A 24,194-nucleotide genomic window follows, 5' to 3' on the forward strand; every position below is an offset into this window, starting at 1 on the left:
AAACAAAAAGGGGGATCCACATGACAACACAGTTTACATATCATAGTAAAAGAATTTCTAACACCGTGATTTTAGGATTGTCAGAAGAACTTGAGGCGTTATCTCAACTTGAACTCGAACAACAGAATCTAGTTAAAGACTTAACAGAATTAGAAGATTTGAACATGGTGACGCGTGATGTTGGACGCATCAACTCAACACTTTATCATCTAAATGGACAACCGATAAGACTCGTAACAGTAGGTTTAGGTACGTTAAAAGAAGCTACTGAAACGACGTTATCACGTGCATTTGGTTATCTGTTCCAATTTTTAAAGCAAGAAAAGATCACTCACGCTGATTTATTATTTGAAACGTTAGATTTAACTGAATCTACTGACCAAATAGCTGAAGTCATGGGTATTCAAAGTGAGCGTGCGATTTATCGATTTGATAGTTTTAAAACATCTGAGAAAACAGCTTACGAATTGAACCTCAATATCATAGAATCAGACGAAGCCTTTTCAAATTCAGTTAATCAAGGTCAAATCATCGGACAAAGTATAAACTTGGCACGTAATTTTAGTCAATTAACACCGAACATCTTAACGCCTGCGTACTATGCCAAACTCATCGAACAACACTTCGCTCAAAGTACGGTCGAAGTCGATATCAAAAATGGTGAATCACTCGAACGAGAAGGCTTTGGACTCATCCACGCAGTAGGAAAAGGATCCATGCACGAACCTGCACTTGTGACGTTAACGTATCATGGCGGACCACAAGATGCGTCTCCGATTGCGCTAGTAGGTAAAGGCATTACTTATGATTCAGGTGGCTATTCCATCAAAACAAAAACAGGTATGCAAGAGATGAAATTTGATATGTGTGGTTCAGCGAATGTCGTCGCAATGATTGAAGCAGCACGTCAGCTTAAATTACCTGTGAATCTCGTTGGAGTATTAGCGATTGCTGAAAATATGATCAGTGATGCAGCCATGAAACCAGACGACGTGTTCTATGCGCACAGTGGTGAGTCTGTCGAGGTATTAAACAGTGATGCAGAAGGACGCTTAGTATTAGGTGACGCAGTGCATTATGCGAGCCAATTTAATCCTAAAGTCATCATGGATTTTGCGACACTCACAGGGGCAGCGATTGTAGCGCTTGGTGAAGATAAAGCAGCAGTCTTTAAAAATAATGATGAGACGCCATTGAGCGACATTTTAACCTTGGCAGAACAATATGGTGAATCTCTGTTCGAACTCCCAGTGACTCAAACTGAACAGCAACGTATACGTCAATCTGATGTGGCCGATTTAGTGAATCATACAAATAAACAAGGAAAAGCACTGTTTGCAGCGGCCTTTATTGGTCATTTCGCTGGTGAGACACCTCATTTACACTTTGATGTGGCTGGACGGCTACCACACCCGTTGCGTCTTATAATGGGCCTAAAGGGCCAACAGGCGTCTTAGTACGTACAATCGTCGCATGGTTACGTTCACTTTAGTGAACTTAACCGTGCTTTTTTTATTGTAGTCAAATAAATCCACAGCTTTATTAGCGTGTATTGACATTTATTTCGTGAATTGATACCATTAGCTCTATTAACACTTTAGTCCGCTAATGAGATAAAGGAGTGGGAACTTTGCTAAACGCTGTGGTCATAGCAGTCATACTGATGGTCGTACTCTGTTTACTTCGGTTGAACGTCGTAATCAGCTTGTTTATCAGTGCGATTGTTGGAGGCTTAATCGCAGGTATGAATGTCACTGAGGTCGTGACTGTTTTTACGGATAATATTGTTGATGGTGCAGAGGTTGCGTTAAGTTATGCGTTACTCGGGGGCTTTGCAGCATTAATTTCTTATAGTGGGATTACCGACTATTTAGTAGGGAAAATGATTCAAGGAATCCACGCTGAAGATAGTAAGCAATCTCGTATTAAAGTCAAAGTGGTTCTCGTGGTTGCTTTACTCATTCTTAGTATTTTGAGTCAAAATTTAATACCCGTACATATTGCTTTTATCCCAATTGTGATTCCACCATTAATCAGTTTGTTTAATGAACTTCAAATGGATCGTCGCCAAATTGCGTTAATTTTAGGCTTCGGGTTATGTTTTCCTTATGTACTCATGCCTTATGGGTTTGGGCAAATTTTCCACCAAATCATCGCAAATGGTTTTGACAAAGCGGATCATGCAATCGAATTTAATATGATTTGGAAGGCAATGCTTATTCCGTCATTAGGTTATATCGTCGGTTTGGTTTTAGGATTAATTTTCTACAGAAAACGTCGTCACTATGAGACGAAACAGCCAGCTGAGACATCTAACGTCGTAGAATTGAAACCTTACGTCATTGGGGTGACGATTGTAGCAATTATTGGTACTTTCTTCGTTCAAATGTTAACAGAGTCTATGATCTTTGGGGCTTTAGCAGGTGTACTCATCTTCTTTATTTCAGGCGTTTATAAATGGAAAAACATCGATCACCAGTTTGTTGAAGGGTTACAGTTAATGGCTTATATCGGTGTTGTGATATTAACTGCTAATGGTTTTGCGGGTGTGATGAATGAAACAGGAGATATTGAACATTTAGTACAAAGCATTAGCCAAGTGACAGGTGATCATAAGTTACTTAGTATCATCGTCATGTATGTCGTTGGACTCATCGTGACATTAGGCATTGGATCATCCTTTGCGACGATACCAGTCATTGCAGCGTTATTTATTCCACTCGGTGAAGCATTAGGATTGAGCACGATGGCACTCATCGCATTAATCGGTACAGCGAGTGCGTTAGGTGACTCTGGTTCACCGGCTAGTGACTCTACATTAGGACCTACGGCAGGGCTAAATGTCGACGGACAACACGACCATATCAGAGATACTTGTATTCCAAACTTTGTCTTCTTTAATATTCCATTAATCATTTTTGGCACAATCGCTGCAATGGTTTTATAATGAATAGTAAGTAAACAATGAATAACGTTGAAGTGAGGATGAATGAAATGGATACCAATATGTTAGAAACGTTAGGTATGGAAGTTGAAACACAAAAAGAAGGTTATGTTGTGATGTCCATGCCAGTGACAGATCGTGTAAAACAGCCCTTTGGCTATTTACACGGTGGTGCGAATTTAGCGCTAGGAGAAACGGCATGCTCAATAGGAGCTGCATTGATGATTGATACGTCACAATACATTCCATTAGGGCTAGAAATGAATGCCAATCATATTGCATCTACGACGGAAGGCACGGTCTATGCGACAGCGAAAGTGCTTCATGCAGGCAAAACTACACAAGTATGGAATATCGACATTACAGATGACACAGGACGTTTAATCAGTGTCATGAGAGGCACGGTCGCTATCAAGCCCCGCAAATAATACAAGAAGCGCAGTGAAGTTGAACTTAATTACTTCATTGCGCTTTTTTATTTAATATCATATGACTCTTTGAAATTTTTAGGTTTCTTTGCATTGCGTGGGAGATTTAAAAATGCATCTCCTACAATCTTATTATCTTCATCATAATAGTATTGATATACATTGTACGGTTCATCTTTAAAAACGACTTCATAATAGTTATACCCCGTATTATAAGAAAACATATTTTCTTCACTTTTGACTTTATCTTCCCAACCTTTTTGTTTAAAAATTTGATGTACTTCTTGTTGTATTTTTTCTTCTTTATGTTTTTGATACATATACCTATCTAAACAAAACAATGAAATTATAATTGTTAAAATAATTACTATCATCAAAGTAATTTTCAATACTTTTTTCATCAAAAACTCCTTTAAATTAAAATTAAAGATGCATTCATATTATTATATTTTTATAATGTGCTAGTGCGTATAATAAGTCAAATAATAGAAGAAATAAGTATGAAAAATAACCTTTATTAAAGGGTAAAGTTTAAATAGCTGGAAGCGTAAACGTAGAGGCTAGGAATTCTAAATTTGATGAAACAAAGTCATACAAAAAGGAAACATCGAAATAACGATTTCGGTGTTTCCTTCTCAATATATTATACTTTTGGATTACATATTAATGATATAAAGGGAGGGGAACGTCGAAATGCTACCCAACATTGTACTTCGACGTTCCCTTCCCGTTATATTAGGCGTTAGAAACTTGGGGCTGTTGCGCGGTATAATAACTTGCGATACGATTGGCTGCTTCGCGACCACCCATAATATTTCTTGCGAATGGGCCGAGTTCTAGGTCTGCTAAGCCACCTGCGACGAATAATTGTGGTAACCATTCGAGTTCTGGCGTGATACTTGGTAGGCCACATTGAGCCATGGGTGCATGATGGTTTAAAATCAAGTCTTTAATGTATGGCGCTTGCAACATCGTATTTTTAAAGCCTGTAGCTAACAAGATATGGTCATAGGTATAGCTACCGTCTTTAGTGTGTATTTGATGATCTTTAATCGCTTTAATTGGGATTTGATGTCTTATAATACGTCCTTTCTCAATATGTTTTTTGAGACGTAAATAGAGATCTTGTGGCATCGAACCTTTATGACGCTCACGAGTTAGAATATGCATACGTTGTTCAGAAGATTCGATTTGACTAAAGTGGGTCATATTTTTCGGCCCAAGCCAACCTGGGTCTGCATCGAAATCATGTATCTCGATATCTTTATTCATCCATAAATGGAGTTGCTTTTCAGGGTGCTCAGTTAGTAGGCGATGACATAAATGAGCTGCACTGATACCACTGCCGACGACATGTGAGGTGTCATCGTAATTGATCTCGCCGTCTTCAAAGATATGTTGTACGTCAGGTTGATTTTGGTACATGTCAGGTATGTTAGGTGTTTCAGTACAACCTGCTGCGATAATGACATAGTCTGTAATCAACTGTTGTTGGTCTGATAGGGTAATATGCCATTGTTGACCTAAACGTTCTATGTGTTCCACATAACCTTGCATGTGGGTATCATTTAAATCATACTGATGCACTAAATCATGAATATGATACATAAACATATCGCGCTGAGGACGTTTATATTTTCCTAAATACGCATTGGTAAACTGATTTTTCTTCGCATATTTCTTCAAGTGGAAGGGATCTGGATGACAGTGATGTACACAAGGAGAGCGTAAAAACGGCATATCAATGCGCGCAGTGTATTTCTTGAATTGTTCACATAATGACGCGTGGGGGTCAATCATTGTAAGTGAATTGGCGGGAAGGCCTTCTGTGCGCAATTTAATCGCTATTGTAACTGCTTGAATACCACCGCCTATGATTGTCCAATTTGTCATGATCATGCACCTCTTTAAAATCGTAACTATTACGATTTAATATACCATATCATGGCGCCCATGACAATATACATTGAGATAAGATGGCATCATTATTTTATGGTCATACAAAAAAGGTCGGAACCTCATAGGATTCCGACCTTTATATTTGTCTCACACTTTTTTATCTTTTAAATCTTCTTTCACACCGTCATATTTCGTATGCTTAGAAGCAGGTGATTTCAAGTTGTAAGCTGACTTCACGATCAAGTGACTTGAAAGTGGGCCAGTGATCAGTATGAATATAATACCGATGATGAGTTGCATGTTGACGTAACCATCTCTTCCGATAAAGAAGAGGAAGACGCCTGTAATCAGTAGCATCGCACCGAGTGTTGCTGCTTTACCAGCTGCATGGGAACGTTCATAGACATCTCTTAATCTAATGAGCCCAAGTGAAGCAATCGCACTGATCAGTGATCCAAGGATAACGAGGATCAGTGAGATACTAATGATGATCGTCGTTATCATATTCAATCACCTTACCTTTATCCATAAATTTCGCGAATACTGCTGTACCTAAGAAGGCGAGTATACCGATTAATAGAATTGCCACAATCATGTACTCAGTACCTAAGAAGATACTGAATAAGGCAACGATAGCCATGAGTTGGATACCCATTGCATCGATGGCGACAACTCTATCTGCAAGCGTAGGTCCAATGATGACACGCACTAACATGCCTAACATAGATAACGCGACAATAACTAACGCAATGATGAGGATAATATTGTAATTCATTCAGATTCGCCTACCTCTCTTACGACTTTTTCAAGTGACGATTTAATACTTTCTGTTTCTTCCTCTGTTGTACTGAAATCAATGCAATGGATGAAAATTTTAGTACGATCATCACTCACACCTAAGACGACGGTACCCGGTGTTAATGTGATGAGATTTGAAAGTAATACGATTTGCCAATCTGTCGTTAAATCTGTGTGATACACAAAGAAAGCAGGTTCATGTTTTAACTTCGGTTTTAAAATAATACGAAGTACATCAATGTTGGCTTTAATGAGTTCGATTAAAAACACACCGACCAATTTGATGATTTTATAAAATGTTTTGATGTAAAAACGACCTGGTAGGATACCTCTCATTAAGTAAACTAAAATCAGCGCAAAGAGGTAACCTAAGATAAAGTTATTCAGTGTATAGCTTCCGGTAACGAATAACCAGAAGACGGATAATATGAGATTTAATAGGATTTGTACTGCCATATTATTTACCCCCCAATACACTGTCTACGTAAACACTAGGATTGATAAATGGTTCAGCTGCTTCTTTAACGACTGGATATAACGCATCTGCAGATAACGCATAAATAACTGTAACCGCTACGGCAATCACTGCTACAGTAATTAAGCCACGGTGACGATTGTTTTTACTATACGTATAACCTTTGGCTTCTCCGAAAAAGCCTTTGAGGAAGATGCGAATCACTGAGTAAAGCACAACTAAACTTGATAAGAGCACGACAATACCAGTAATGTAGAATCCTTTTTCAAAGGTTGCTTGGACAATGTAGAATTTACCGTAGAAACCACTGAGCGGTGGAATACCTGCTAAGCTGAGTGCTGCGATAAAGAATGTCCAACCTAATACTGGATAGTGCTTGATAAGTCCGCCGTATTGCCGCAAGTCGTTGGTTTTCGTAATTTTATACATAATGCCGACTAAAAAGAAGAGGGCAGCTTTGATTAACATATCGTTAAGGGTGTAATAAATGGCACCCATCATACCTGCTTCGTTCATCATAGCGACACCGACTAAAATGACACCAACCGCAATCATGATGTTGTAAAGGATGATTTTTTTCGCATCGTAATAACTGATGGCACCAACACAACCAAAGATGATCGTTAGAATCGCTAAGAACAAGATGACGTAGTATGAAAAGCTTGCGGTATCTCTGAAGAAGAGACTGACTGTTCTTGCCATTGCATAAACACCGACTTTAGTAAGTAGGGCACCAAAGAATGCGATGATGGCTGCAGGTGGTGCGTAATAAGCACCAGGTAACCAAACGAACATTGGGAACATACCTGCTTTTGTCGCAAAGACGAAAATGAACATGATGAACACGATATTAACAATCTGACTATCGTGTGCAGATAATGTGCTTAATTTATCGCTGATATCAGCTAAGTTCAACGTACCGACGACAGAGTAGAGAATACCGACTGCGATAACGAAGAAAGCTGAACTAGTCACGTTCACGAGTAAGTATTTGATCGTTTCGCTAAGTTGTATGTTCGTACCACCGATTACTAATAGGATGTAAGACGCCATGAGGAACACTTCGAAGAATACGAATAAGTTGAAGATGTCTCCTGTGATGAATGCGCCGATAACCCCAGTAATCATGAACATAATTGAGAAGTAATAATAGTATGTTTCTCTAAACAAACCGACTGAACGGTAAGAATAAAGTATGATTAACATCGTTACGATTAAACTTGTGATGACAAGTAAACCACTAAATACGTCAACGACAAAGACGATACTGTAAGGTGCGTCCCAAGAACCAAGTTCTAGTTTAATTGGGCCGTCTCGCCAGACGTTGATAAAGTTAATGATTGCAACGATCAAGGTTAAGATTGTCCCAGTTAATGCGACATAACGTTTAATACGTGGTCGCTTACCGATAAAGAGTAATACGAGTGCTGTAAAGATAGGGATGAGTAGTAAACCTACAATCAAATTACTTTCGATCATCGTCTAACACTCCCCTCATATTTTCTACGTTGTCCGTACCTAACTCTTTATAACTTCTAAAGGCGAGTACAAGGAAGAAAGCAGTTACCGCAAATGAAATAACGATAGCGGTTAAGATCAATGCTTGTGGAATAGGATCCACATATTCCGTTACGCCTTTTTCGAAAATAGGTACTTCACCTTTTTTCAATCCACCCATTGTGATGATGAATAAATTGGCAGTGTGTGTTTGTAGGGTAGTCCCGATAATGATGCGTATCAAACTTTTAGAAAGAATGAGATACACACTCATCGTTGTGAGAATACCACATACGAATATCATTAGTATTTCCATTACTCATTCTCTCCAATCGCTAAAATGATAGTCATTACAGTCCCTATAACTGCTAACATTACGCCTAAGTCAAAGAACGTAGCCGTATGTAGTTCCATAGGTTCTAAGATACCTAGCGGAATTTCAAATGGGGTATGGGTGAAGAAGTTTTTATCGTACAACCAGCTCGCCATTGGTGTGGTTGCACAAAAGACAAGCCCAATACCGATTAAGATTTTGAAATCCCAAGGGAAGATTTTACGCATCGTTTTAATATCAAATGCCACAGTGATAATGACGAGTGCACTTGATAAGAGTAGACCCCCAACGAAGCCGCCACCAGGTGTATAGTGACCAGCTAAGAAGAGTGATAGTCCAAACATGACGATGAGGAAGAAAATCACGACTGCTGAAAACTGAAAGATTAAATTATTATTCTGTCTGTTCATCGTCTTGACCTCCTTCATATTCGTGTTTATGTTTCGCACGTAATTTAATCATCGTATAAACACCGAGTCCTGCAATACCAAGTACAGATGATTCGAATAATGTATCGGTACCACGAAAGTCGACGAGGATGACGTTGACCATATTTTTACCATGAGCCAAATCAAAGACATGTTCTTTGTAGAATGAATTGATTGAGTCAAAGTAACGGTTGCTGTATGCGATTAAACCTAAGATCGTCACAACAGCACCTGTACCTAGTGCGACTAAGAAGTTCGTCAATTTGAATGACGGCGTTTCTTTATGTCGATTTAAGTTTGGTAGGTGATAGAAACATAATAAGAATAATGCTGTAGAAATAGATTCAACGACGAATTGTGTTAAAGCTAAGTCAGGCGCATTAAAGAAGATAAAGAATATCGCGACTGAATAACCTACCGCACTCGCCATGATGATGCTGAACAATCTTGAGCGTGCAAAGACAATCATCGTTGCAGCTGTGAGAATAATAACGATGATGATTAATTCGAATGGTCGAATTTGACTCACATCGTCAAAGTTTAAACTAAACGGTGTGACGAGTAATGTCACAGCTGTGATAGCGATGAGTGAGATAAAGATAATGATTAAGTTATTACGTGTAAATCCAGTCACATAACTGTTTGTTAATTTGCTTGATGTACTAGGGATGTAATTACCAATTGTGTCGTACCAGTGGTTGAATTTTAATACATCCGGTTGAGCTTTGAGTAAACGAACCCAATAGCTGAACGTTAAGATCATTAAGATACCTACAGCATAGACCGCTAATGTAGAGAAGAACGCCGGTGTGAAGCCATGGAAGAAATGGAATTCGACATGACCAATCGGAGTCTTGCTCACTGCGTTGACTGCAGGGGAAATAATCGTATTCGCAATGATACCTGGGAAGAAGCCAAATACGATAACAAGAATGGCTAATATTCCGGGTGATAATAACATTAAGATAGAGACTTCATGTGGTTTATTCGGTAATTGATCAGGTTTATAAGAACCTAAGAAGATTTGGCCGATAAAACGCACAGAATAAACAAATGTAAAGATACTACCCACGATCGCAACGATAGGAATTAAGATACCAATTGTATTGAGTGAGAAGATACCCGCATTTGTCACTTCGAGCATGCTTTCTAAGAAGTTTTCTTTAGATAAGAAACCATTGAACGGTGGTACACCAGCCATACTTAATGCAGTGATGATTGTAATGGTGAATGTGATCGGCATGATAGTCAACAAACCACCAAGTTTTTTAACATCACGTGTACCTGTTGAGTGATCGACATCACCTGCCACCATGAAGAGACCACCTTTGAATGTAGCGTGGTTAATCAAGTGGAAGATCGCTGCTGTGAATGCTGCAGCATATAGCTGACTGTTTTCACCTTGGTAATGATAACTTACCGCACCGATACCGAGCATGGCCATAATCATACCGAGTTGAGATACGGTAGAAAATGCGAGGATACCTTTTAAGTCTTGTTGTTTTGTCGCATTTAATGAAGCCCAGAATAATGTGATGAGACCGACTGCTGTCACTGCCCAAATCCAGCCTTGTGATACCGCAAATATCGGTGTCATACGTGCAACAAGATAAATACCTGCTTTAACCATTGTTGCTGAGTGGAGATACGCACTGACAGGTGTTGGTGCTTCCATTGCGTCTGGTAACCAAATGTAAAACGGAACTTGTGCAGATTTAGTCATCGCACCTAAAAGAATAAGTACCATGGCTAAGATAAAGTAAGGACTCGTTTGAATTTGATCTGCATTCGCAATGAGTTCACGAATACTTGTTGAATTTCCCGCGATAGATAATAAGATGATACCACCTAATAAGGAAACCCCACCGAAGACGGTGATAATCAGTGATTTTTGGGCACCATATAGTGATTTTTGTTTGGTTCTCCAGAATGAAATTAATAAGAAACTAGAGAATGAGGTTAACTCCCAAAATAAGTATAAAATGATGACGTTATCAGATAATACAACGCCTAACATTGCCCCCATAAAGAGTAATAAGTAACAGTAGAAGTTACCGAGCTGTTCTTTTTTACTCAAATAGCCGATTGAATACAATACGACTAAACTGCCGATACCTGTAATTAAAAGACTGAATAGCAGACTTAAACCGTCCACGTATAAGTCAAAATTCATGCCAAATTGAGGCATCCAGTTTAGATGTCGCAAAATTGGATTACCTGACATGGTTGTCGAAATATAAGTTAAGAAATAAATAAATAAAACGACAGGGACAGGCAATACAAACCAACCTAAATGTATGCGTTTTTGGAAGCGATACAAGATAGGGATGATAACTGCGAATATTAGCGGTAAGAGCACCGCTATATGTAACCAGCTCATATTTTGCCCCTCCTTAAATAAGCTAATGTAGTTTCATTATACATCAATCGCCCCATTCTGAAAAACGACGCAAAGGTGTCATTCAGGGAATTTTGAGCACTATTAAATAGGTAGAGAAAGGGACTATTTAAAGGTATGTTTATATTGACGACCGTAATCTTCTTTCAATTGTGACAAGTTTTTGAGGGATAATTGTGCATGGTTCGTATCTTGTTGTTTGAGTTTATTTTCTAAGTCGGTAATCGCTTGTTGCAAAGAATCTTCGTAGTTCATCACTTCTACGTTGAACGGTTTAAGAGCTGACTTAGGTGTATAGCGCTTTTCATAATGACTGAGTGCACGACGTTCATGGAAAAAGACATTTTCCGTTTCTGTTGGATGATGCAGGTCACCTTGTTTCGGATGCTTGATTACTTGTTCTACTTGAACGAGGACTTTATCCTCAGTTTCTTCTTTAATCGTCACACCGTACACGCCCGTTTTATGGGCAAATCGATATAATGTCATTGAATACATCCTCTCTTATTTGTGTTAAAATGATATATCATATCTTAACATGAAACGGAGAATGAAAATGACGAATTATCCTCAATTAAATAAAGAAATTCAAGAGAATGAATTTAAACTAACGATGCATACGAATAAAGGCGATATGACATTTAAATTATTCCCAGATTTAGCACCTAAAACAGTTGAAAATTTCGTAACTCATGCGAAAAATGGTTACTATGATGGCATTACATTCCACCGTGTTATTCATGACTTCATGATTCAAGGTGGTGACCCTACGGCAACAGGTATGGGTGGCGAGAGCATTTATGGTGCAGCATTTGAAGATGAATTTTCATTACAATTATTCAATTTATACGGCGCGCTCTCTATGGCTAATTCAGGTCCAAATACAAATGGTTCACAATTTTTCGTCGTACAAATGAACGAAGTCCCAGATACAATGCTAAGTCAATTATCACAAGGTGGCTGGCCTGAACCGATCGTCGAGGCATATGGCACACACGGTGGTACACCTTGGTTAGACCAAAAACATACGGTATTTGGTCAACTCATTGAAGGTGAAGACACATTAGAAGATATCGCAGCAACAAAAGTAGGTGCTCAAGATAAACCAGTTCATGATGTTGTAATTGAAACAATCGACGTCGAAGATAAGTAAAATATTGAAAGGAGAACGTTAAATGGATAACAGTGAAGTCAACATCCGTTTATATCAGTTATTAGCTGATTGGAATCCGATGCATTTACCTGAACAATCCATGGGTGATGCTGAAGTCTACGACATGATGGATATTGTTCATCAATATGAAGATCCTCAATTCATCGCACATCGCTTCCAAGACATTTATCGTTTCACTTTTGAAGAAGAAGTGCCTTTTGACGCATGCTACGATAAAGCGGTTGAAGCGACACAATTACAGACACATTGTAGTTTGTAGTTTTGAATGAGGCTGAAAATAGGGGACTTGAACAGCATCGATAGATTTACCAAAGTGAAATTGTCTACAGCAGGGTAGTTTCACTTTTTGTTTTATAGAGGCAATTTCTTATTAAAAAACGAGTGGAAGGTCATATTACTTACTTGTAACTAAAGTTAAATCCATATTTTCCCTGCTTTATGTTAGTCGACAGCATTCATTTGTGCTATCATTATATTGTTAATTAAAAGTACAAGGGGTTATCACGTTGGATTTTCAATATAAAGTAGGTCAACATATTAAAGTACGTGTGACTGGTATTCAACCGTATGGCGCTTTTGTTGAAACCCCTGACAATACTGATGGATTAATTCACATCTCCGAAATCATGGATGATTATGTGCATAACTTACGAAAATTTTTATCAATAGGACAAGTTGTCAAAGCGAAGATTATATCTATTGATGACGAAGGCAAATTAAACCTGTCTTTAAAGGATAACGATTATTTTAAAAATTATGAACGTAAGAAAGAAAAACGCTCAGTATTGGATGAAATTAAAGAAACCGAAAAATATGGGTTTCAAACAATTAAAGAACGCTTGCCAGGTTGGATTAAACAGTCCAAACAAGCAATTAAAGAATCGTAAATTGTTTGGTTCTAGCCAGAGATTAGAACAACATATCTCGACGCTATAGAGATGCGCTTGAAGATATACGAATTCAAGTAGAAAAGACGGTGTGTGCTATCAATGATAGTTGATAGGGCGCACCGTTTTTTATATGTTGAAGGTGATTTTACCTTCAGCAACAAAGCTTGTAATGAGCGTGATTCTGTATCCTAATAGTAATGTTTTAAAAATATAAGTGGTGCAAAGCAAATCACTTCATAGATATAATTAATTTAAGTTAAACTAAACCCAGTTATTAAATATAGGAGGTTTTATTACGATGAACGAAAAATTCAAACCGCTTTTTGATCCTTTAACCTTGCCAAATGGTGCTAAGCTTAAGAATCGTTTTACACTTGCCCCTTTAACACACGTGTCTTCTCATGAAGATGGTACTGTCTCAGATGAAGAACTCGAGCACATGGCATTACGTTCTAAAGATGTGGGCTTAGCTATTACGGCAGCCAGTTTTGTGACTGACATCGGTAAAGCCTTCCCAGGTGAACCGTCAGTTGCACATGATTCAGATGTTGAAGGTATGACGCGTTTAGCTAAAGAAATGAAAAAGAATGGCGCTAAAGCAGTGGTACAAATCCATCACGGTGGTGCACAAGGCTTACCTGAGTTTACTCCAAATGGCGATGTTGCAGCACCAAGTCCAGTTGATATGGAAAGCTTCGGCTACCCTGAACACCACGCACGTGAACTCACACATGATGAAATTGAAGCGACGATTCACGACTTTGGTGAAGCTACACGTCGCGCTATCGAGGCTGGCTTTGATGGTGTAGAACTTCACGGCGCAAATCACTATCTTTTACATCAATTCGTCTCTCCATATTACAATCGTCGCGATGATCAATGGGGTGAAGATCGTTTATTATTCCCTCGTCGTGTCATTGATGAAGTCGTTGATGTTGTTCAAAAATATGCTGATGATGATTTTATTATCGGTTACCGTTTATCTCCAGAAGAAGCGGAAAAACCAGGTATTACAATGGAAAACACTGAAACATTGGTTAATATGTTACTAGAAAGACCCATTGATTACATTCACGTTTCATTATGGAAAATGAATTCCACAACACGTGAAGGTAAATATCAAGGTGAAAAACGCCTTAAAACCATTCATGACTGGATTAACGGTCGTGTACCTCTCATCGGTATCGGTCAAGTTTATGATGCAGAGCATGCATTAGAAGCGATTAATAGCGGTGACATTGAACTCGTTGCCTTAGGTCGAGGCATCCTCTTAGATGCAGAATTCATCAGTAAACTCGCTGCAGGTAAAGAAGATGAAATTGATGTGACGTTCGACCCAGAACGAGAAGACTTACACCAATTACCTCCAAAACTGTGGGAACAATTTAATAAAGGATTCTATCGTGTTCCACGTAAAGATGATAAATAATAGTATTTAATTACAATTCGCATCTCGGCGCATGTGCAAGACATGTACCGAGGTGCTTTTTTAATGTTTTGGCATAATTTTTATTTGAAAAATAGGGCCCAGAGGCACTCATTTTTGCTAAAAAGACGCACAATTGTGAAAAATGCGTTTTAATGCTGAAAAAAGCGTGTATAAAAAATTAATAAATCGTGTTCCTACGCACTTTAAAATGGTTGAATATACGAAAACGCGTAAATTTAGTAATAATGAAAATATTTTTAAGAAAACAATATAATTATCTTGTGTCAAAACCTATATCTGTGTCATTATATGTGTAAGGGTTTTCCTAAATAAAACAAAGGGGGATTATTATGATTCCATATAAACATGAACCATTTACAGATTTTACCCAACAAAGTAACGTAGACGCTTACCAACAGGCCATCGAAAAGGTAGAAAGCGAATTGGGCAAAACGTATCCTTTAATCATTAATGGAGAGCGTATTTACACTGACGATACAACACGCTCTTATAATCCATCTGATAGAGAAGAAACAATTGGTTATGTTTCAAAAGCAACTCAAGAACATGCGCAACAAGCTGTAGAAGCAGCGAAAGAAGCGTTTAAAACATGGCGTAATGTAGACCCAGAAGTGAGAGCAAACATTCTATTCCGTGCAGCAGCGATTACACGTAGACGTAAACATGAATTCTCAGCATTGTTAACAAAAGAAGGCGGTAAACCATGGAAAGAAGCAGATGCAGATACTGCTGAAGCGATTGACTTCATGGAATATTACGGTCGCGAAATGCTCCGCTTAAAAGACGGTAAAAAAGTGGAAAGTCGTCCAGGCGAGTACAATCAATACGATTATTTACCAATTGGTGTAAGCGTTGTCATTTCTCCGTGGAACTTCGCATATGCGATCATGGCAGGTACAACAGTGGCTCCGGTTGTTACAGGTAATACGGTATTATTAAAACCATCATCAAATACGCCAGTCATTTCATATAAATTTATGGAAGTACTTGAAGAAGCAGGTTTACCAAAAGGCGTTGTAAACTGGATTCCAGGTTCTTCAGCAGACATCGGTAACTATTTAGTTGAACATAAAGATGTTGGACTTATTTCATTCACAGGTTCAAAACGTGTCGGTACAGATATTATGCAACGTGCTTCAAAAATCCAAGAAGGTCAAAACCACATGAAACGTGTCATTGCTGAAATGGGTGGTAAAGACACAATCGTTGTTGATGATGAAGCAAACTTAGATACTGCTACAGATGCAATCGTTACTTCTGCATTCGGTTTCTCAGGTCAAAAATGTTCTGCATGTTCACGTGTCATTGCAGTGGAAAGCGTTTATGACAAGTTATTAGATCGTGTGAAAGCAGCAACTGAACAATTAACAGTGGGTAATGCAGCAGATCACAACAACTATATGGGACCAGTTATTGATGAAAAATCACTCAATAAAATTAAAGATTATCTTGAAATTGGTGAAGAAGAAGGTCGCTTAGTGACTGGAGGTAAAGTTGACGAATCAACAGGTAACTTTGTTTATCCAACGATTTTCGGTGACTTAGCCCATGATTCACGCGTGATGCAAGAAGAAATCTTTGGACCAGTTGTTGGTTTCAGTAAAGCGAAAGATTTCGATCAAGCGATTGAATATGCGAACGATACAGAATATGGTTTAACAGGTGCCGTGATTTCTAACAACCGTATGAAACTCGAACAAGCACGTCGTGACTTCTTAGTAGGTAACTTATACTTTAACCGAGGATGTACAGGTGCTGTCGTAGGTTATCAACCATTCGGCGGCTTCAAAATGTCTGGTACAGACTCTAAAGCAGGTGGCCCAGATTACCTCGTATTACACATGCAAGGTCGTACAGTCTCAGAACATCTATAAGATAAACTAAATAGATTTTACTTACGCCAAAGATATATTGACAGAGACGAAAATGCGTTGTGATATATTTTTGGCGTAAAATTTAAGAAATAATGAGCAAATAGTGTTAATCTTCTTAAAATAAGTTATGATATAGGTGTAAATGCTTACTTTTAGAATTTAATAAAAACAAAGGGGAGATATTATGACAAGATCAGAAGAAATTATCGAACTTACAAACCACTATGGGGCGCAGAACTATGTACCACTACCGATCGTAATATCAGAAGCTGAAGGGGTTTGGGTGAAAGACCCTGAAGGCAATAAATATATGGATATGTTATCAGCATATTCAGCAGTTAACCAAGGACACAGACATCCGAAAATTATCCAAGCATTAAAAGATCAAGCAGATAAAGTAACGTTAACATCTCGTGCATTCCACAGCGAAAACTTAGGCGCTTGGTACGAAAAAGTGTGCAAACTTTCTGGTAAAGAAAAAGCACTTCCAATGAACACTGGGGCAGAAGCGGTAGAAACTGCATTGAAAGCAGCACGTCGTTGGGCTTATGAAGTGAAAAAAATCGAACCAGATCAAGCTGAAATTATCGCGTTCAATGGTAACTTCCACGGACGTACGATGGCACCGGTTTCACTATCTTCTGAAGCTGAATATCAACGCGGTTATGGTCCTTTACTAGACGGATTCCGTAAAGTCGATTTTGGTGTTATTGAAGCAGTTAAATCAGCAATCAATGACAACACTGCAGCGATTTTAATCGAACCGATCCAAGGTGAAGCGGGTATTAATGTACCACCTGAAGGTTATCTTAAAGAAATTAGAACACTATGTGATGAACATAATGTACTCTTTATCGCGGATGAAATTCAAGCAGGATTAGGCCGTTCAGGTAAGCTATTCGCAACCGATTGGGATGACGTCAAACCTGATGTATACATTTTAGGTAAAGCGTTAGGTGGCGGAATCTTACCGATTTCTGTCGTGCTTGCAGATGAAGAAGTATTAGGCGTCTTCACTCCTGGTTCTCACGGTTCAACATTTGGGGGTAACCCACTTGCTGCAGCGGTATCTATCGCAGCATTAGATGTTATTATCGATGAAGATTTACCAGGTCGTTCTCAAGAATTAGGCGAATACTTCAAAGGGGAATTACAAAAAATTGATCATCCAGAGATCAAAGAAGTTCGCGGTCGCGGTTTATTCATCGGTATTGAATTAAACGAAAATGCACGTCCATATTGTGAAGCGCTTAAAGATCAAGGATTGTTATGTAAAGAAACACACGACACAGTCATTCGTTTTGCACCACCTTTAATTATCAGCAAAGAAGAATTAGACTTCGCAATTGATAAAGTGAAAAATGTTTTTGAGAATAAATAACAAGCACAGAAGTTAACAGCGACCTTTTAAAAGGGTCAACATATGTTACAATTTAAGTAAGAAAGCGAAATCATTAGTTACGAAAAAGAGGCGAAATGGATCATGACTGAAGAAAATAATTTAGTGACTTCCACTCAAACGATTATCAATGAAGCATTGCACAAATTAGGTTTTGATGATGGCATGTATGAGTTAATTAAAGAACCGTTAAGATTTTTGAAAGTACGTATTCCAGTCCGTATGGATGATGGTACTGTTAAAACTTTTACTGGATTCCGTGCTCAACATAACGACGCAGTAGGACTTACAAAAGGTGGGGTACGTTTCCACCCTGATGTGAATGAAGAAGAGGTTAAAGCACTCTCAATGTGGATGACTTTAAAATGTGGTATCGTCGATTTACCTTATGGCGGTGGTAAAGGTGGTATCATTTGTGATCCACGTCAGATGAGTATTCACGAAGTTGAGCGTCTATCTCGCGGATATGTCCGTGCGATTTCACAATTCGTAGGACCGACAAAAGACATTCCAGCGCCAGACGTCTTTACAAACTCTCAAATCATGGCGTGGATGATGGATGAATACAGTTCACTAGATAAGTTCAATTCACCTGGTTTTATCACTGGTAAACCTATTGTACTCGGTGGTTCTCAAGGCCGTGACCGTTCTACTGCACTCGGTGTAGTTATTGCGATTGAACAAGCTGCGAAACGTCGCGGTATCGATGTTAAAGATGCACGCGTAGTGATTCAAGGTTTCGGTAATGCAGGTAGTTTCCTAGCTAAATTCTTATATGACATGGGCGCTAAAGTTGTAGGTATTTCTGATGCATACGGTGCGTTACATGATCCAGAAGGTTTAGACATCGATTACCTACTAGACAGAAGAGATAGCTTTGGTACAGTGACAAACTTATTTGAAGATACGATTTCAAACAAAGAATTATTTGAAATTGACTGTGACATTTTAGTGCCAGCAGCGATTGCTAATCAAATCACTGAAGACAATGCGCTTGACATTAAAGCAAGCATCGTTGTTGAAGCGGCAAATGGTCCAACAACACCAGAAGCAACACGTATCTTAACAGAACGTGACGTGTTACTTGTACCAGACGTACTTGCAAGCGCAGGCGGTGTGACAGTGTCTTACTTCGAATGGGTTCAAAACAACGAAGGTTACTATTGGACAGAAGAAGAAGTAAATGAAAAATTACGTGATAAACTCATTACCGCATTTGATACGATTTATGAGCTTTCACAAAACAGAAAAATTGATATGCGTCTCGCTGCTTACATCGTCGGTATTAAACGTACAGCAGAAGCAGCACGCTACCGTGGTTGGGCTTAAACAATAGACGATAAAATTTCATAATAGGCGAAAGCACGACAGTGATACGTGAGTCACTGCCGTGCTTTTTTATGTGTTATTATTTTCGCAGTGTGGATCATCGACATAAAAAACTGCCGAACAAGGATGAGACCTTGTCCGACAGTCGTGTCGTCACGTGCTTGTGGTCGACGATGTTAAAATACAAGCCTTATTCGTATTCGCTTACGACGCCTTTGTAAACATCAGCGTAGTTAGTGAATAAACCATCTACACCTAAGTTGTTCATTTCTCTCATTTCGTCAGCTTCATCGACTGTGTAAGGGTGGATGAGGAAACCATTTTGTTTAAACATTTGTGTGTTTTGTGCGTTTAAGTCACTGTATTCAGGTCCAACACCTACAACGATTTGACGTAAGTATTCGATATCTTTGGCAGTGAGATCTTCAATTTCTCCTTCTTCCATTAAACGAATTAAAGGGAGGCTAGGATTTAATTTATGCATTTTTTCTAAGCTTTCAGGTGAGAAAGATTGAATTAACACATGACCGTTTTGAAGTGAGTCATTCGTTAACATATTGTGTTTATCTAACACGTCGATTAATTTTTCTTCCATACCGGGATAAACATCAGGTGATTTAGTTTCAATGTAGTAGTTTGCATCAGTACCATAGCGTTCAAGGATTTCATCTAATGTAGGGATTTGTGCACCTTCATAATCTTTGCTGGCATATTCAGGTGTATCTTCGTTGAACCAGCTACCTGCATCTAATTTTTTAAGTTCTTTTAATGTATAATCTTCAACACGGCCTTTACCGTTCGTTGTACGATCGACTTCTTCATCGTGCATGGCGATGAGGTGACCATCTTTTGTCATTTGTAAATCGATTTCGATGTAAGAAGCGCCGATTTCGTTATGACTTTTATCATATGCATTGAAAGTATGTTCTGGTGCATAACCACTCGCACCACGGTGAGCGACAGTAGTGAAACGTTCACCAGTTAAGTTAGTAGTGTAACCAAATTGTTGACCAGTTTGTTGCTGTTGTAAAATCGCAGCGTTCATTTCAGTTTGTGCATTTTGATTTTGTTGTGGGGCTTGTTGTTGTTCAACTTCTTCAGGAGCTAAGCCACCGCCACTCGCTTGTGCTTCAGTTGTAAGGCCTAATCCTAAACCAAGCATCGTAGTGAATGAAAGACTAGTAAATAATAAACGTTTGGGTTTCATTAATTGATTGCACTCCTTTATTTTTAGTACAACTCCAAAGTATCAAAGTTTCGTGGTTATGACAATATGATTTACACAATGTTTAGAAATATAAAACGAAATACATATTATTTCCTAGTGTTAAGATGTTTGTAGTGATTTAAATTCGGTTATACCTTACATCGAGTAAGGAATCATACACATTAAGGAAAAAATGAATCATATTCGTAAGTTGGACGTTTGAATCGCGCGTCACAACTTAGTAAAATGAATCTGAACTCTAACACATGACAGGAGGCGTATTTTATGACGCACATTCAATTAGATTACAGTAAAGCCTTATCATTTATCGGTGAACATGAACTCACTCAACAAGAAGACTTAGTTAAATTAATCCATCAAACCATCCATGAAGGTACAGGGGCAGGCAACGACTTCTTAGGTTGGCTAGACTTACCAGTGGATTACGATAAAGAAGAATTTTCTCGCATTCAAGATGCAGCACAATGTGTAAAACAAAACTCAGAAGTGCTTGTTGTTATCGGTATTGGTGGTTCTTATCTAGGGGCACGCGCAGCTATTGAAATGTTGACATCTTCATTTAGAACCAACACTGAATACCCAGAAATTGTCTTTGTAGGTAACCATTTATCATCATCTTATACAGCTGAATTAATCGATTACTTAGATGGTAAAGATTTCTCAGTCAATGTTATCTCTAAATCAGGTACAACAACAGAACCTGCCGTCGCATTTAGAGTGTTCAAACAATTATTAGAAGAAAAATACGGTAAAGACGAAGCGAAAACACGTATTTTTGCGACAACAGATAAAGAAAAAGGCGCACTTAAACAGCTCGCTACAAATGAAGGATACGAAACATTCGTCGTACCTGACGATGTCGGCGGTCGTTATTCCGTATTAACTGCCGTTGGTTTACTTCCTATTGCTGTCGCAGGTATTGATATTGATGCGATGATGAAAGGGGCAGCACAAGCACGTGAAGAGCTTTCATCTGATAACTTATCAGACAACATTGCTTATCAATATGCTACATTACGTAATATCCTTTACACTAAAGGTTACACAACAGAAATGTTAATCAATTTCGAACCATCTATGCAATATTTCAATGAATGGTGGAAACAATTATACGGTGAATCTGAAGGTAAAGACTTCAAAGGTATTTATCCTTCAAGCGCTAATTACACTACAGATTTACATTCATTAGGTCAATACGTACAAGAAGGTCATCGTTTCCTATTTGAAACTGTAGTGAAAGTTGATGCGCCTAAACATGAAATTACAATTGAAGAAGATAGCGATGATTTAGATGGCTTGAATTACCTAGCTGGAAAAACAATGGACGAAGTCAACACGAAAGCATTTGAAGGTACATTGCTCGCACACACAGATGGAGGTGTGCCAAACTTAGTCATCCATATTCCACAAATTGATGAAACAACATTTGGTTATCTCGTATATTTCTTTGAACTTGCTTGTGCAATGAGTGGTTACCAACTTGGAGTGAATCCATTCAACCAACCCGGTGTAGAAGCCTACAAACAAAACATGTTTGCGTTACTCGGTAAATCTGGTTATGAAGATTTAAAAGCTGAGTTAGAAGATCGCCTCTAAGCGCGATAAAGTCATGTGAACCAAACATCTATACGTTTGGTTAAAAATAAACTGCAATAGAAGAGTCTGAGACATCTTTTTAAAGACATTACGTCAGTCTTTGAAGTGTTTCAGGCTCTTCTTCGTTTGGGCTCTCGTACCTCAGACTGATTTTATGCAATAGTATTTCAATTGAGTAGGGAGTTCTATATAATATGACTTACATGGAACAGCGAGGATGAACTGAGATGGACACAATCAATACATGGTTTGAATATTTTGAACAACTTGGGCCATTAAAATATATTTTTGGCTTTATATTACCGTTTATAGAAAATTTTATACCTATCTTACCGATCATTGCATTTGTCATTTTTAATGTGAATGCTTATGGATTTTGGATCGGCGTATTGCTTGCGTGGCTCGGTATTGTCACAGGAAGTTACATCGTTTTTGTGATATTTAGGAAGTTCTCGAACAGTAAGTTTATGAAAAAATTAAAGCAGCGTGAATCTGTGAAACGGTTGATTCACTTTATAGACCGTAATGGGATTGTACCCATCTTTATTTTGTTGAGCTTTCCTTTTACACCGAGTTCGCTCATTAACGTTGTCGCAAGTATTTCACATATTAAGTCACATTATTATATATGGGCGCTCTGTATTTCAAAATTGATCATGGTGAGTATCGTCGGATTTTTGGGTAAAGATATACGAACGTTCTTTACTGACCGACTCGTCTCATTATTTCTATAGTTGTTATCATCGTAGTATGGATCGTAGGACGTAAGATAGAACAACATTATATGCATGCTTCAGAGGAGTGACGAAGTGAGACGAATAATAAAACATTTGCTTTCTATTATCATTGCGCTTATCATTGTACTGTTACTTCAAGCGCTGGTAATCAGTGGAGCGGTCGTTCCGAATTCGCAAATGGCACCGACACTTCAGAAGGATGATCGTGTGATTGTCAATAAAGCTAAAGTATTGATTAATCAGCTTGATACTGGAGATGTCATCGCTTATAGACAAGATGGAAAATTAAAAATGAGTAGAGTCATTGGTAAACCTGGTGAATCAGTGGTATATGAAAAGAGTCAACTTTACATAGATGATAAACAGGTGGATGAATCTTATATCGATCACAATAATATTCAATCGTTAGCACTGAGAGATTTATCAGGTTCTGAAGGCGACATCGTACAGCCGAATGCGTATTTTGTATTGAATGATGATCGAAGTCGTAAGGCAGATTCAAGAACATATGGTTTTATTCAAAGAAAAGATATTGTGGGAAGTATTACATTACGTTATTACCCATTTGAACAATTTAAGTTTGATTTTAATAGATGAGGTGTGAATCGTGAAAAAAGAAATAACTGAATGGATTGTCGCCATAGGTGTTGCCTTAATCATTTTAGTTGTAGTCATTAATTTTGTAGGTAAAAGTTATACGATCAAGGGTGACTCTATGGATCCTACATTAAAAGATGGCGAACATGTCATCGTCAACATGATTGGTTATAACCTAGGCGGACTTGAAAAAGGCAATGTGATTGTGTTCCACGCCGATGAATCTTCTGATTATGTTAAACGTGTCATCGGTATGCCTGGTGATAAAGTGGAATATAAAAAAGATCAACTTTATGTTAATGATAAAAAAGTAGACGAACCTTATTTAGACTACAATAAGAAACGTAAACAAGTTGAGTATATTACTGCAAATGACTTAGATGTCAGCAGTTTACCTAATTCAAACGGTGAAGAAAAAATTCCTAAAGGAAAATTACTCGTACTAGGAGATAACCGTGAAGTTAGTAAAGATAGTCGTTCATTTGGGTTAATTAATGAAGACCAAGTGGTTGGTAAAGTTTCATTCAGATTCTGGCCAATCAATAACTTTAAAGTGAACTTCAATCCAGATACGAACTACGGCAGTTAATCATAAGGTATAAAGGAGAAGGCTAGGACAGTCAACTGTTCTAGTCTTTTTTTAAACCTCTATATATTAGGGAAGGCAAGCATTATACCAACTGTTATCTCGCACCGCCTGACGTGTGTTAAAATAAAAG

Annotated in this window: 24 protein-coding genes and 1 pseudogene; 14 read left to right on the plus strand and 11 right to left on the minus strand. The window is 38.3% G+C overall.

Annotated features, from left to right (window positions below; translation table 11 throughout):
• Positions 1–20: 20 nt before the first annotated feature.
• The 3 genes and pseudogenes from APS80_RS01020 to APS80_RS01030 all read left to right on the plus strand — a co-directional run bounded on the left by APS80_RS01020 (position 21) and on the right by APS80_RS01030 (position 3,372).
• A pseudogene (locus tag APS80_RS01020) lies at positions 21–1,492 on the plus strand (M17 family metallopeptidase).
• A gap of 138 nt (positions 1,493–1,630) precedes the next feature.
• On the plus strand, positions 1,631–2,947 hold the full coding sequence (locus APS80_RS01025) for a Na+/H+ antiporter family protein (RefSeq protein WP_059106423.1): 1,317 nt from the start codon (positions 1,631–1,633) through the stop codon (positions 2,945–2,947).
• 47 nt (positions 2,948–2,994) lie between these two features.
• A complete protein-coding gene (locus APS80_RS01030) occupies positions 2,995–3,372 on the plus strand; it encodes a PaaI family thioesterase (RefSeq protein WP_059106424.1) in 378 nt (125 codons plus the stop codon).
• Between the two features lie 47 nt (positions 3,373–3,419).
• Here APS80_RS01030 and APS80_RS01035 read toward each other — a convergent pair whose 3' ends face one another.
• The 10 genes from APS80_RS01035 to APS80_RS01080 form a co-directional block, all read right to left on the minus strand.
• Complete coding sequence (locus APS80_RS01035) at positions 3,420–3,773, minus strand: DUF3139 domain-containing protein (RefSeq protein ID WP_059106425.1); 354 nt, start codon at positions 3,771–3,773, stop codon at positions 3,420–3,422.
• Positions 3,774–4,107: 334 nt separating this feature from the next.
• Positions 4,108–5,265, minus strand: a complete 1,158-nt coding sequence (locus APS80_RS01040; RefSeq protein WP_059106426.1) for an NAD(P)-binding domain-containing protein — start codon at positions 5,263–5,265, stop codon at positions 4,108–4,110.
• Positions 5,266–5,418: 153 nt separating this feature from the next.
• A complete protein-coding gene (locus tag APS80_RS01045; protein ID WP_059106427.1) occupies positions 5,419–5,775 on the minus strand; it encodes a Na+/H+ antiporter subunit G1 in 357 nt (118 codons plus the stop codon).
• Positions 5,753–6,046 carry a Na(+)/H(+) antiporter subunit F1 gene (locus tag APS80_RS01050; protein WP_059106428.1) on the minus strand — a complete coding sequence of 98 codons (294 nt, stop codon included), beginning with the start codon at positions 6,044–6,046 and terminating at the stop codon, positions 5,753–5,755. Before APS80_RS01050 ends, APS80_RS01045 begins: the two co-directional genes overlap by 23 nt.
• Positions 6,043–6,525, minus strand: coding sequence for a Na+/H+ antiporter Mnh1 subunit E (mnhE1, locus tag APS80_RS01055; protein WP_059106429.1), 483 nt, complete (start codon positions 6,523–6,525; stop codon positions 6,043–6,045). The genes APS80_RS01050 and mnhE1 overlap by 4 nt, the downstream gene beginning before the upstream one ends.
• Before the next feature lies 1 nt (position 6,526).
• Positions 6,527–8,023, minus strand: coding sequence for a Na+/H+ antiporter subunit D (locus tag APS80_RS01060; protein WP_059106430.1), 1,497 nt, complete (start codon positions 8,021–8,023; stop codon positions 6,527–6,529).
• Positions 8,010–8,357 carry a Na+/H+ antiporter Mnh1 subunit C gene (gene mnhC1, locus APS80_RS01065; RefSeq protein WP_059106431.1) on the minus strand — a complete coding sequence of 116 codons (348 nt, stop codon included), beginning with the start codon at positions 8,355–8,357 and terminating at the stop codon, positions 8,010–8,012. Before mnhC1 ends, APS80_RS01060 begins: the two co-directional genes overlap by 14 nt.
• On the minus strand, positions 8,357–8,785 hold the full coding sequence (locus tag APS80_RS01070) for a Na(+)/H(+) antiporter subunit B (protein WP_059106432.1): 429 nt from the start codon (positions 8,783–8,785) through the stop codon (positions 8,357–8,359). The genes mnhC1 and APS80_RS01070 overlap by 1 nt, the downstream gene beginning before the upstream one ends.
• Complete coding sequence (locus APS80_RS01075; RefSeq protein WP_059106433.1) at positions 8,769–11,183, minus strand: Na+/H+ antiporter subunit A; 2,415 nt, start codon at positions 11,181–11,183, stop codon at positions 8,769–8,771. The genes APS80_RS01070 and APS80_RS01075 overlap by 17 nt, the downstream gene beginning before the upstream one ends.
• Before the next feature lie 123 nt (positions 11,184–11,306).
• Entirely contained in the window at positions 11,307–11,690 is a 384-nt protein-coding gene (locus APS80_RS01080; RefSeq protein WP_059106434.1) for a kinase-associated lipoprotein B, read from the minus strand.
• 67 nt (positions 11,691–11,757) lie between these two features.
• Between APS80_RS01080 and APS80_RS01085 the strand changes: the two genes are divergently transcribed.
• From APS80_RS01085 to APS80_RS01115, 7 genes are all read left to right on the plus strand, one after another.
• Positions 11,758–12,354, plus strand: a complete 597-nt coding sequence (locus APS80_RS01085) for a peptidylprolyl isomerase (protein ID WP_059106435.1) — start codon at positions 11,758–11,760, stop codon at positions 12,352–12,354.
• Positions 12,355–12,376: 22 nt separating this feature from the next.
• Positions 12,377–12,634 (plus strand): DUF1871 family protein, encoded by a 258-nt coding sequence (locus APS80_RS01090; RefSeq protein WP_059106436.1) that lies wholly within the window; start codon positions 12,377–12,379, stop codon positions 12,632–12,634.
• Positions 12,635–12,881: 247 nt separating this feature from the next.
• Complete coding sequence (gene ygs, locus APS80_RS01095) at positions 12,882–13,262, plus strand: S1 domain-containing post-transcriptional regulator Ygs (protein WP_059106437.1); 381 nt, start codon at positions 12,882–12,884, stop codon at positions 13,260–13,262.
• A 301-nt stretch (positions 13,263–13,563) separates the two neighbouring features.
• Positions 13,564–14,694, plus strand: coding sequence for an NADH-dependent flavin oxidoreductase (locus APS80_RS01100; RefSeq protein ID WP_059106438.1), 1,131 nt, complete (start codon positions 13,564–13,566; stop codon positions 14,692–14,694).
• A gap of 350 nt (positions 14,695–15,044) precedes the next feature.
• Positions 15,045–16,589: an L-glutamate gamma-semialdehyde dehydrogenase gene (gene pruA / locus APS80_RS01105; protein WP_059106439.1), complete on the plus strand. Its 1,545-nt coding sequence runs from the start codon at positions 15,045–15,047 to the stop codon at positions 16,587–16,589.
• Between the two features lie 184 nt (positions 16,590–16,773).
• Positions 16,774–17,970: an ornithine--oxo-acid transaminase gene (locus APS80_RS01110; protein ID WP_059106440.1), complete on the plus strand. Its 1,197-nt coding sequence runs from the start codon at positions 16,774–16,776 to the stop codon at positions 17,968–17,970.
• 102 nt (positions 17,971–18,072) lie between these two features.
• Positions 18,073–19,317 carry a Glu/Leu/Phe/Val family dehydrogenase gene (locus APS80_RS01115; protein WP_059106441.1) on the plus strand — a complete coding sequence of 415 codons (1,245 nt, stop codon included), beginning with the start codon at positions 18,073–18,075 and terminating at the stop codon, positions 19,315–19,317.
• Between the two features lie 190 nt (positions 19,318–19,507).
• Here APS80_RS01115 and APS80_RS01120 read toward each other — a convergent pair whose 3' ends face one another.
• Positions 19,508–20,524 (minus strand): glycerophosphodiester phosphodiesterase, encoded by a 1,017-nt coding sequence (locus APS80_RS01120; protein WP_059106442.1) that lies wholly within the window; start codon positions 20,522–20,524, stop codon positions 19,508–19,510.
• A 285-nt stretch (positions 20,525–20,809) separates the two neighbouring features.
• Here APS80_RS01120 and APS80_RS01125 point away from each other — a divergent pair, with 285 nt between their 5' ends.
• The 4 genes from APS80_RS01125 (at position 20,810) to lepB (APS80_RS01140) (ending at position 24,064) form a co-directional block, all read left to right on the plus strand.
• A complete protein-coding gene (locus APS80_RS01125) occupies positions 20,810–22,141 on the plus strand; it encodes a glucose-6-phosphate isomerase (RefSeq protein ID WP_059106443.1) in 1,332 nt (443 codons plus the stop codon).
• 227 nt (positions 22,142–22,368) lie between these two features.
• A complete protein-coding gene (locus APS80_RS01130; protein WP_308447163.1) occupies positions 22,369–22,875 on the plus strand; it encodes a TVP38/TMEM64 family protein in 507 nt (168 codons plus the stop codon).
• A gap of 75 nt (positions 22,876–22,950) precedes the next feature.
• Complete coding sequence (gene lepB / locus APS80_RS01135; RefSeq protein ID WP_059106444.1) at positions 22,951–23,475, plus strand: signal peptidase I; 525 nt, start codon at positions 22,951–22,953, stop codon at positions 23,473–23,475.
• Between the two features lie 10 nt (positions 23,476–23,485).
• Positions 23,486–24,064, plus strand: coding sequence for a signal peptidase I (lepB, locus tag APS80_RS01140; RefSeq protein WP_059106445.1), 579 nt, complete (start codon positions 23,486–23,488; stop codon positions 24,062–24,064).
• The last annotated feature ends 130 nt before the right edge of the window (positions 24,065–24,194 follow it).

Origin of the sequence: Staphylococcus auricularis (assembly GCF_001500315.1) — a bacterium.
Classification (GTDB): domain Bacteria; phylum Bacillota; class Bacilli; order Staphylococcales; family Staphylococcaceae; genus Staphylococcus; species Staphylococcus auricularis.

Excerpts from the sequence above, each read along its gene's own strand:
- APS80_RS01030 (WP_059106424.1), top strand. The coding sequence starts at position 2,995 with ATGGATACCAATATGTTAGAAACGTTAGGTATGGAAGTTGAAACACAA.
- APS80_RS01035 (WP_059106425.1), bottom strand. The coding sequence starts at position 3,773 with ATGAAAAAAGTATTGAAAATTACTTTGATGATAGTAATTATTTTAACA.
- APS80_RS01040 (WP_059106426.1), bottom strand. The coding sequence starts at position 5,265 with ATGACAAATTGGACAATCATAGGCGGTGGTATTCAAGCAGTTACAATA.
- APS80_RS01045 (WP_059106427.1), bottom strand. The coding sequence starts at position 5,775 with ATGATAACGACGATCATCATTAGTATCTCACTGATCCTCGTTATCCTT.
- APS80_RS01050 (WP_059106428.1), bottom strand. The coding sequence starts at position 6,046 with ATGAATTACAATATTATCCTCATCATTGCGTTAGTTATTGTCGCGTTA.
- mnhE1 (WP_059106429.1), bottom strand. The coding sequence starts at position 6,525 with ATGGCAGTACAAATCCTATTAAATCTCATATTATCCGTCTTCTGGTTA.
- APS80_RS01060 (WP_059106430.1), bottom strand. The coding sequence starts at position 8,023 with ATGATCGAAAGTAATTTGATTGTAGGTTTACTACTCATCCCTATCTTT.
- mnhC1 (WP_059106431.1), bottom strand. The coding sequence starts at position 8,357 with ATGGAAATACTAATGATATTCGTATGTGGTATTCTCACAACGATGAGT.
- APS80_RS01070 (WP_059106432.1), bottom strand. The coding sequence starts at position 8,785 with ATGAACAGACAGAATAATAATTTAATCTTTCAGTTTTCAGCAGTCGTG.
- APS80_RS01075 (WP_059106433.1), bottom strand. The coding sequence starts at position 11,183 with ATGAGCTGGTTACATATAGCGGTGCTCTTACCGCTAATATTCGCAGTT.
- APS80_RS01080 (WP_059106434.1), bottom strand. The coding sequence starts at position 11,690 with ATGACATTATATCGATTTGCCCATAAAACGGGCGTGTACGGTGTGACG.
- APS80_RS01085 (WP_059106435.1), top strand. The coding sequence starts at position 11,758 with ATGACGAATTATCCTCAATTAAATAAAGAAATTCAAGAGAATGAATTT.
- APS80_RS01090 (WP_059106436.1), top strand. The coding sequence starts at position 12,377 with ATGGATAACAGTGAAGTCAACATCCGTTTATATCAGTTATTAGCTGAT.
- APS80_RS01100 (WP_059106438.1), top strand. The coding sequence starts at position 13,564 with ATGAACGAAAAATTCAAACCGCTTTTTGATCCTTTAACCTTGCCAAAT.
- pruA (WP_059106439.1), top strand. The coding sequence starts at position 15,045 with ATGATTCCATATAAACATGAACCATTTACAGATTTTACCCAACAAAGT.
- APS80_RS01110 (WP_059106440.1), top strand. The coding sequence starts at position 16,774 with ATGACAAGATCAGAAGAAATTATCGAACTTACAAACCACTATGGGGCG.
- APS80_RS01115 (WP_059106441.1), top strand. The coding sequence starts at position 18,073 with ATGACTGAAGAAAATAATTTAGTGACTTCCACTCAAACGATTATCAAT.
- APS80_RS01120 (WP_059106442.1), bottom strand. The coding sequence starts at position 20,524 with ATGAAACCCAAACGTTTATTATTTACTAGTCTTTCATTCACTACGATG.
- APS80_RS01125 (WP_059106443.1), top strand. The coding sequence starts at position 20,810 with ATGACGCACATTCAATTAGATTACAGTAAAGCCTTATCATTTATCGGT.
- APS80_RS01130 (WP_308447163.1), top strand. The coding sequence starts at position 22,369 with ATGGACACAATCAATACATGGTTTGAATATTTTGAACAACTTGGGCCA.